This window comes from Gluconobacter potus, from assembly GCF_015244705.1.
Taxonomy (GTDB): domain Bacteria; phylum Pseudomonadota; class Alphaproteobacteria; order Acetobacterales; family Acetobacteraceae; genus Gluconobacter; species Gluconobacter potus.
Genome location: NZ_JABCQF010000013.1, coordinates 50,835 through 58,106, shown reverse-complemented (window position 1 = coordinate 58,106; position 7,272 = coordinate 50,835). Strand labels below are relative to the sequence as shown.

The window sequence follows — 7,272 nt, the reverse complement described above, 5'->3', positions numbered from 1 at the left end:
GAGACCGAAGGCGTGACACTGGGGAATATCCATGAAAGTGAACGACTTTCTGGATTTCCCAGTTCCGGAACCTCAGTACAAGATACCCATCACGAAAAGTACGGAAGAACCGGAATATGTCCCACTCGGGGATCGACTGCTTTACGGAGCAGCCTCTGGAAGACAGGAGAGTCTCTTATGGTTTCGATGGTGACGTTCAAGGTCGACGGGATGTCGTGTAATGGATGTTCGGGCAAGTTGCAGTCCGCGCTGTCCAATGTCCCGGGTGTCTCGTCCGCGGAAGTGACGCTCGATCCGGGGCAGGCTGCCATTCAGTATGATGAGCAGAAGGTGACGCCGGTCGCGCTGCGGCATGTGGTGGAAGACGTCGGGTTCGACGTAATCGCCTGAAGCGTACCGGAAAGGCCTGTCACCTAGCGATGGTAATGGGGCAGGCCGATCCCTTTGATGAGCGCTGCGGCACGCAGGCTGAAGCCGGCCAGGACGGCGATGGCTGCCGCGAGCGTGGTGTTCAGGCCCAGTGCTGTCAGTGAGACATAGGTTCCTGATGCCAGGGCAACGGCCGTGACATAGAGTTCCGGCCGGATGATGATGGATGGCACACCTGCCAGCACATCCCGGAAAATACCGCCCATGCAGGCGCTGACAATTCCCATGAGAGCCGCGGGGATCAGCGGGATGCCGTAAGCCAGCGCCTTGGCTGAGCCGAACACGCCATAGGCCGCGATCCCGAGACCGTCGAACCATTCCACGGCGCGGGCAGGCCAGAAGCGGGCTGGCGTGAACCAGACAGTAATGGCGGACAGCAGACAGGCCGCAATCGGGACGGAAGCGTGCATCCAGAAGACGGGCGCGCCGATCAGCAGATCCCGCACGGTGCCGCCGCCGACGCCCGTGATGGCGGCGAAGAACATGAAGGTCACGATGGTCAGGCGTGCGCGTGCGGCTTCGATCGCGCCCGAAATGGCGAAGACGACCGTGCCTGCGATGTCGAGGATCGGCAGGGCAGATGTGGAGAAGGCCTGAAGGGCGGGAGGGATCATCGGGCCGTCTTGAAGCGGTGGGGTGAAAACAGAAAAGCCCGGCACGAAGGCCGGGCTTTCCGTAGAAGGGATGTTCTGACCCGGATCAGACCGAGTAGTACATCTCGAACTCTGCCGGATGCGGCGTGTGTTCGAACTTGTAGACTTCCGGCCACTTGATGTCGATGTAGCTTTCGATCTGGTCCTTGGTGAAGACGCCGCCTTCGAGAAGGAATGCGTGGTCTTCCTTGAGGGCCTCGAGAGCCTCACGGAGCGAACCGCAGACCGTCGGGATCTGGGCCAGCTCTTCCTTCGGCAGTTCGTACAGATCCTTGTCCATGGCGTCGCCCGGATGGATCTTGTTGCGGATGCCGTCGAGGCCGGCCATCAGCATGGCGGCGAAGGCGAGGTACGGGTTGGCGGTCGGGTCCGGGAAGCGGACTTCAACGCGCTTGGCCTTCGGGTTCGTCGCATGCGGGATACGGCAGGATGCCGAACGGTTCGCAGCGGAGTAAGCCAGAAGCACGGGGGCTTCGAAGCCCGGGATCAGGCGCTTGTAGGAGTTGGTGGACGGGTTCGTGAAGGCGTTCAGGGCCTTCGCGTGCTTGATGATGCCACCGATATAGTACAGCGCCTCATCGGACAGGTCGGCATACTTGTCGCCTGCGAAAGTCGGCTTACCGTCCTTCCAGATGGACTGGTGGACATGCATGCCCGAACCGTTATCGCCCGAGATCGGCTTGGGCATGAACGTGGCCGTCTTGCCGTAGGAATGAGCGACGTTGTGCACGCAGTACTTGTAGATCTGCATGAAGTCGGCGGACTTCACGAGCGTGTCGAACTTCGTGCCAAGCTCGTGCTGCGACTGTGCGACTTCGTGGTGATGCTTCTCGATCGGCAGGCCCATTTCGCCCATCGTGGAGAGCATTTCGGCGCGCAGGTCGTTTTCGCTGTCTACCGGCGGGACCGGGAAGTAGCCACCCTTGACGACAGGGCGATGGCCCATGTTGCCTTCCGGATAGGCCTTCAGGGACGCGCCGGGGCCTTCGATGCTGTCGAGCTGGTACATGCCGAAGTTCGGGCCTGTGCCGAACTGCACGTTGTCGAAGATGAAGAATTCGGCTTCCGGACCGAAGAACGCCGTGTCACCGAAGCCGGCATCCTTGAGGTAGGCTTCTGCGAGCTTGGCGGTCGAGCGCGGGTCGCGGTTGTAGAAGTTGCCCGTCTTCGGATCGATGATGTCGCAGAACAGGATCAGCTGCGGCTTGGCGGAGAACGGGTCCATGACGGCCGTTTCCGGATCCGGAAGCAGGACCATGTCGGACTCGTTGATGGCCTTCCAGCCCTGGATGGAAGAACCGTCGAACATGAAGCCTTCAACGAAGGTATCGTCTTCGATGGTCGAGACCGTTTGGGTCGTGTGGTGCCACTTGCCCTTGGGGTCCGTAAAGCGCAGATCGACGAATTCCGCCGCGTGCTCCTGGATCATCTCGAAGACGCGGGCAACGGCCTGCGGGTTCGGGGCGGGCGGCTTGCCAGCTGCTGCGGGAGCAGCCTTGGGGGCTGCAGCCTTCGAGGTACGGCGCGCGGGAGCGGCCTTCGGTTTCACGGTAGAGGAAGTGGGGGCTTTCTTGGCCATCGATCTGTCGCCTTGCATCGTGTAAACGGCTGCAAAACGATTAAGCGACAAATGCCCGTCTGTCGAGTATGGGAAATTACGCCATTTGGCGGATTTATGATTGAATCTTTCGGAAGCGAACCGGAGTTTTCCACATCTGGTCCGGAACTTGCATGCAAAGAGGGCAGCGAGACTCTTTTTGGGAAATATCCTCATGATGCCTGCTTCCTCATCTCCGGACGGCCTGAAAGACAGCGATCTGCTTTCCCTGCCGCTCGAACGGTACCTGCACGAATTCCGGGGCGGCCTGCTCAGCCTGCCTGAAAGCGAGCGCGATGTGATCGTCGCTGAAGTGCGGGCTCAGGTCGCAGCGCAGGCCCGGCTGGGGGAAGGGGCGGCGCTGGCGCTCCTGGAAAGACTGGGAAAGCCGGACAGGCTCGCCGCACGCTTTACGATCCGGCATGAGCTGTCCGTTGGTGTGCAGCAGTCGAATCCCTTTGGTCTGTTCTGGGTTCTTCTGCGGCTGGCTGCGGGGAGTCTGCTGGCGTTTTTCGGCGGATTTGTCGTGATTGCGCTTGGGCTGACGGGGCTTCTGCTCGCGGCGATGCCTGTGCTGCGGCTCTTTGTTCCGCAGGATCTTTTCGTGGTGGACGACAACCCGTTCTCGATCACTGTCACGACGGATGGTGTGCCCAGAAATGGCATCCCGCTTTCCTGGGGATATGCGATCCTCTGCTGCGGTGTCGGAATCGTTCTTGTCGTGCTGGCAATGCTTCTTCTGCGGGGGCTGGGGCAGCTCCTGTTGCTGGACATGCGCCGCAAAACGCAGGGGATGGACTGAGGGGCGGAAGACGGGATTTCCATTATGGAACGGAAGGGGAGTGCGAAAGGCTTTTCAGCGCTCCTTCAGCCTGCGATGGTGCAGGGCTTTCTGTTTTCCGTCAGTTCTGGAATCCGTTGATGAAAACGCCCAATCAGTATCTTGCGAGCCTTCCGACAACCATCTTCACGATTATGTCACAGCTTGCCGTGAAGCATGGGGCGATCAATCTCGGGCAGGGGTTTCCGGATACGGAAGGGCCGCAGGATATCATTCAGGTCGCGGCGGATGCGCTGCGCGACGGGCGCAACCAGTATGCGCCGCTGACGGGCCTGCCGGAACTGCGTGAGGCCGTGGCGGCGTCCAACCAGCGTTTCTATGGGCTTGAGGTCGATCCTGCGACGGAAGTTGTCGTGACGTCTGGCGCGACGGAGGCTCTGGCGGCGTGTCTGATGGCGGTCGTGGAGCCGGGGGATGAAGTGGTGGTGATCGAGCCGCTTTATGACACCTATCTGCCGGCTCTGAAGCTTCTGGGGGCGGTGCCGCGCTGTGTGCGGCTTGCGCCGCCGCACTGGTCCGTGCCGGAGGCGGAGCTTCGGGCTGCGTTTGGTCCGAAGACCAAGGCGATCATGCTCAATTCACCGATGAACCCGTCCGGGAAGGTGTTTGTCCGCGAGGAGCTTGAGCTGATTGCGGATCTGGTGCGGGAGCATGATGTCTATGCGATCTGCGATGAGGTTTACGAGCATCTGACGTTTCACGTGAAACACATCCCGCTGATGACGCTGCCGGGGATGCGCGAGCGGTGCATGCGGATCGGAAGTGCGGGCAAGAGCTTTTCCCTGACGGGATGGAAAGTCGGCTATGTGACGGCACCGGCGGCGCTGGCGTCCGTGGTGGCGAAGGCGCATCAGGTTCTGGTGTTCGCAACGGCCCCGAACCTTCAGCGGGCCGTGGCTTACGGGCTGAACAAGGATGACAGCTATTACGAAGGACTGTCGGCGCAGATGGAAACACAGCGGGATCTGCTGCGGGATGGTCTGCACCGGCTGGGGTTTGATACGCTGCCGGCGGATGGCAGTTATTTCATCGTGGCGGATATTTCGCGGCATGCGGCCGGGCGGGGCGATGTTGAATTTGCGCGCTGGCTGGTGGAACATGCGGGTGTGGCCACAATCCCGGTTTCGGCTTTCTATGACCCGCAGGGAGATGCCGCACCGCAGAATTTGATCCGGTTCGCGTTCTGCAAAAAGCCGGAGATCCTGCGGGAGGCCTTGAAACGGCTGGAAAAGGCCCTTTCTTAAAAGCCCTCTGTTGTGATCCGCTCTGTGTTCAATCTGTCTGCCGGAAAAGCCGGTCTGTTCTGTCTGGAGATTTCTCATGTCTGTTGCTGCTGATGCTCTGGGCGCTCTTGCGACGACCGATGCCCTGTTTTTCGGGCGACCTGATTCAAAGCTGACCCGTGACGATGCCCGGGCGCTCGTCAATCGGGGGCTTGATGGCGTGGATGACGGCGAGCTGTTCCTTGAATACCGGGAGAATGAAAGCATCAGCCTGGATGACGGGACGATCCGTTCGGCGAGCTTCAACACGTCCTCGGGGTTCGGGCTGCGGGCTGTTCTGGGAACGGAGACGGCTTTTGCGCATGCGGACGATATCAGCCGGGATGCTCTGGAGCGGGCTGTCAGTACGGTGGGTGCCGTGCGGCAGGGACGCAGCGGCATCATGGCGCCGGGACCGCAGGCGACGAACCAGCGGCTTTATGGCGACTCCCGTCCGCTTGAAGGAACGGATTTTGCAGCGCGTGCAGCAGTTCTGAGCGAGATCGATGCCTATGCGCGGGGGCTGGATTCCCGGGTGGTGCAGGTCAGTGCCGTACTGAGTTCCGAATGGCAGGCCGTGCAGATCATGCGGCGCGCGGACTCCGGCGGCGATGTGGCGGACCTGCGTCCGCTGGTGCGCATGAACGTGTCTGTCGTTGTGGAAAAGGACGGTCAGCGTGAGAGCGGAAGCTGTGGGCTGGGGGGGCGCTATGAACTGGACCGGCTGCTGGCGCCGGAAACGTGGCGCGATGCTGTCGACAAGGCTCTGAAACAGGCTCTGATCACGCTGGAAGCCACGCCCGCACCGGCAGGAGAAATGGATGTGGTGCTTGGTCCGGGATGGCCGGGCATTCTGCTGCATGAGGCTGTCGGGCACGGGCTGGAGGGCGATTTCAACCGCAAGGGGACCTCATCCTTCTCGGGGATGATTGGCAAGCGTGTGGCGTCTCCAGGTGTGACGGTGGTCGATGATGGAACGCTTCCGGAGCGTCGTGGCTCGCTGAGTGTTGATGATGAAGGAACGCCGACGTCCCGGACCGTTCTGATCGAGGACGGGATCCTGACCGGATACCTTCAGGACCGGCTGAATGCCCGTCTGATGGGCACGAAATCCACCGGGAACGGCCGTCGGGAATCCTATGCGCATGCTCCGATGCCGCGCATGACCAATACGCTCATGCTGGAAGGAAGTGCGACCACCGATGAGATGATCCGCTCGATGAAGCGGGGGCTTTATGCCGTGAACTTCGGGGGAGGCCAGGTGGATATCACGTCGGGCAAGTTCGTGTTTGCGGCTTCGGAAGCCTATCTGGTCGAGGACGGGAAAATCATCCGTCCGGTGAAGGGCGCCACGCTGATCGGCAATGGGGCGGACGCTATGAACCAGATTTCCATGATCGGGTCCGATGTGGCGCTGGATCCTGGTATCGGAACCTGCGGCAAGGCCGGTCAGGGCGTGCCGGTGGGTGTCGGGCAGCCGACCCTGAAGATTTCGGGTCTGACGGTAGGTGGTACGGCCTGATCTAGGAACGCCGGGCCGTTCGAGAGACGAAAGCTATTCGTGATGGGTCATAATTACGCCAAACCCCTGACGGCTGAAGCCCGGATGGAGCGGGTTTTTTCCCGTCTGCCAACGGACTGGGCTGTAAAAATGGAGCGTCAGCCGGGAACGACGGGATGGTCGGTCTGGATGCAGCGCCCGGATGGGACGCTGCATCAGGAGACGCGGGATACGCTGGTTGAAGCGCTGGAAGAGGTGTGGCGCGCCCTGAGATAGGCTGTTGTCAGAAGCTGTTATGCGTCGCGAGCATGAAGAAGATCCGGTTGACGGCCGGGTAGACCAGAAACTGGATCAGCAGCAGGACGACCATCGGCGCAAAATCCATGCCGCCCGTGTTGGGAAGGATGCTGCGGATCGGAGCCATAACAGGTTCGACGATCCGGGCCAGCGTGTTGAAAATGGAATAGAAAAACCGGTTGCGGATATCCAGGATCCCGAAACCCAGCAGCATCGACAGGATGCAGTACGCCAGCAGAATCCACACAAAAGCCTGGATCAGCATCAGGATAATGGAATGCAGGGCAACCATATAAAACCTCGTCGAATGTCGGGAAGGGCAGCCGAAAGGCTGGTTGAGGAACGTTTGTAGCCATAGCGATAGCATAGAACAACGTCTTGCGTGCAGGGCTGCTTGACAGCCTGCGAGAAGAAGAGAACTATTGTTCTGCCGTGGGGCTGTAGCTCAGATGGGAGAGCGCCTCGTTCGCAATGAGGAGGTCAGGGGTTCGATTCCCCTCAGCTCCACCACGGTGAGTGTTTTGTCGTAAGTATTGATGAAACTAGAATCCCCCCTGTAGTGACGAAGAAATAAAAAACTATCTCTGATCTCGTGTGGAAACTAGGTGTGGGAAATTCATTTCTGAATTTGTAAATTGAATATTATATTTTTGGAGTTTTCCTCTGATCTATCTGTTCTCACGGATAGAGGG

At 60.0% G+C, this 7,272-nt stretch carries 8 protein-coding genes and 1 tRNA gene; 6 read left to right on the top strand and 3 right to left on the bottom strand.

The window, feature by feature from the left end; translation table 11 throughout:
- The first annotated feature begins 177 nt into the window (after nucleotides 1–177).
- The gene (locus tag HKD31_RS13745; protein WP_081107178.1) at nucleotides 178–390 is read left to right on the top strand and encodes a heavy-metal-associated domain-containing protein; all 213 of its coding nucleotides are present in this window, start codon (nucleotides 178–180) and stop codon (nucleotides 388–390) included.
- Between the two features lie 23 nt (nucleotides 391–413).
- Here the strand turns inward: HKD31_RS13745 and HKD31_RS13740 are convergent, their stop codons facing one another.
- Together HKD31_RS13740 and glnA are read right to left on the bottom strand one after the other, a co-directional pair.
- A complete protein-coding gene (locus tag HKD31_RS13740) occupies nucleotides 414–1,043 on the bottom strand; it encodes a trimeric intracellular cation channel family protein (RefSeq protein WP_062494108.1) in 630 nt (209 codons plus the stop codon).
- Between the two features lie 85 nt (nucleotides 1,044–1,128).
- On the bottom strand, nucleotides 1,129–2,511 hold the full coding sequence (gene glnA, locus HKD31_RS13735) for a type I glutamate--ammonia ligase (RefSeq protein ID WP_011252662.1): 1,383 nt from the start codon (nucleotides 2,509–2,511) through the stop codon (nucleotides 1,129–1,131).
- Nucleotides 2,512–2,854: 343 nt separating this feature from the next.
- Here glnA and HKD31_RS13730 point away from each other — a divergent pair, with 343 nt between their 5' ends.
- The 4 genes from HKD31_RS13730 to HKD31_RS13715 all read left to right on the top strand — a co-directional run bounded on the left by HKD31_RS13730 (nucleotide 2,855) and on the right by HKD31_RS13715 (nucleotide 6,559).
- On the top strand, nucleotides 2,855–3,481 hold the full coding sequence (locus HKD31_RS13730; RefSeq protein ID WP_194265546.1) for an HAAS signaling domain-containing protein: 627 nt from the start codon (nucleotides 2,855–2,857) through the stop codon (nucleotides 3,479–3,481).
- 119 nt (nucleotides 3,482–3,600) lie between these two features.
- Nucleotides 3,601–4,764, top strand: a complete 1,164-nt coding sequence (locus HKD31_RS13725) for an aminotransferase (RefSeq protein WP_194265545.1) — start codon at nucleotides 3,601–3,603, stop codon at nucleotides 4,762–4,764.
- Nucleotides 4,765–4,840: 76 nt separating this feature from the next.
- Entirely contained in the window at nucleotides 4,841–6,304 is a 1,464-nt protein-coding gene (gene tldD / locus HKD31_RS13720) for a metalloprotease TldD (RefSeq protein WP_194265544.1), read from the top strand.
- Between the two features lie 42 nt (nucleotides 6,305–6,346).
- Complete coding sequence (locus HKD31_RS13715) at nucleotides 6,347–6,559, top strand: hypothetical protein (RefSeq protein ID WP_062494131.1); 213 nt, start codon at nucleotides 6,347–6,349, stop codon at nucleotides 6,557–6,559.
- Between the two features lie 7 nt (nucleotides 6,560–6,566).
- Here the strand turns inward: HKD31_RS13715 and HKD31_RS13710 are convergent, their stop codons facing one another.
- Nucleotides 6,567–6,872 carry a YggT family protein gene (locus tag HKD31_RS13710; RefSeq protein WP_062494118.1) on the bottom strand — a complete coding sequence of 102 codons (306 nt, stop codon included), beginning with the start codon at nucleotides 6,870–6,872 and terminating at the stop codon, nucleotides 6,567–6,569.
- A 142-nt stretch (nucleotides 6,873–7,014) separates the two neighbouring features.
- On the opposite strand from HKD31_RS13710, the gene HKD31_RS13705 reads away from it, so the two are divergent.
- Nucleotides 7,015–7,090, top strand: a tRNA-Ala gene (locus HKD31_RS13705).
- The last annotated feature ends 182 nt before the right edge of the window (nucleotides 7,091–7,272 follow it).

Coding starts and splice junctions, on each gene's coding strand:
- glnA (WP_011252662.1), bottom strand. CDS start 2,511: ATGATCCAGGAGCACGCGGCGGAATTCGTCGATCTGCGCTTTACGGAC.
- HKD31_RS13725 (WP_194265545.1), top strand. CDS start 3,601: ATGAAAACGCCCAATCAGTATCTTGCGAGCCTTCCGACAACCATCTTC.
- HKD31_RS13730 (WP_194265546.1), top strand. CDS start 2,855: ATGATGCCTGCTTCCTCATCTCCGGACGGCCTGAAAGACAGCGATCTG.
- HKD31_RS13715 (WP_062494131.1), top strand. CDS start 6,347: ATGGGTCATAATTACGCCAAACCCCTGACGGCTGAAGCCCGGATGGAG.
- tldD (WP_194265544.1), top strand. CDS start 4,841: ATGTCTGTTGCTGCTGATGCTCTGGGCGCTCTTGCGACGACCGATGCC.
- HKD31_RS13745 (WP_081107178.1), top strand. CDS start 178: ATGGTTTCGATGGTGACGTTCAAGGTCGACGGGATGTCGTGTAATGGA.
- HKD31_RS13740 (WP_062494108.1), bottom strand. CDS start 1,043: ATGATCCCTCCCGCCCTTCAGGCCTTCTCCACATCTGCCCTGCCGATC.
- HKD31_RS13710 (WP_062494118.1), bottom strand. CDS start 6,872: ATGGTTGCCCTGCATTCCATTATCCTGATGCTGATCCAGGCTTTTGTG.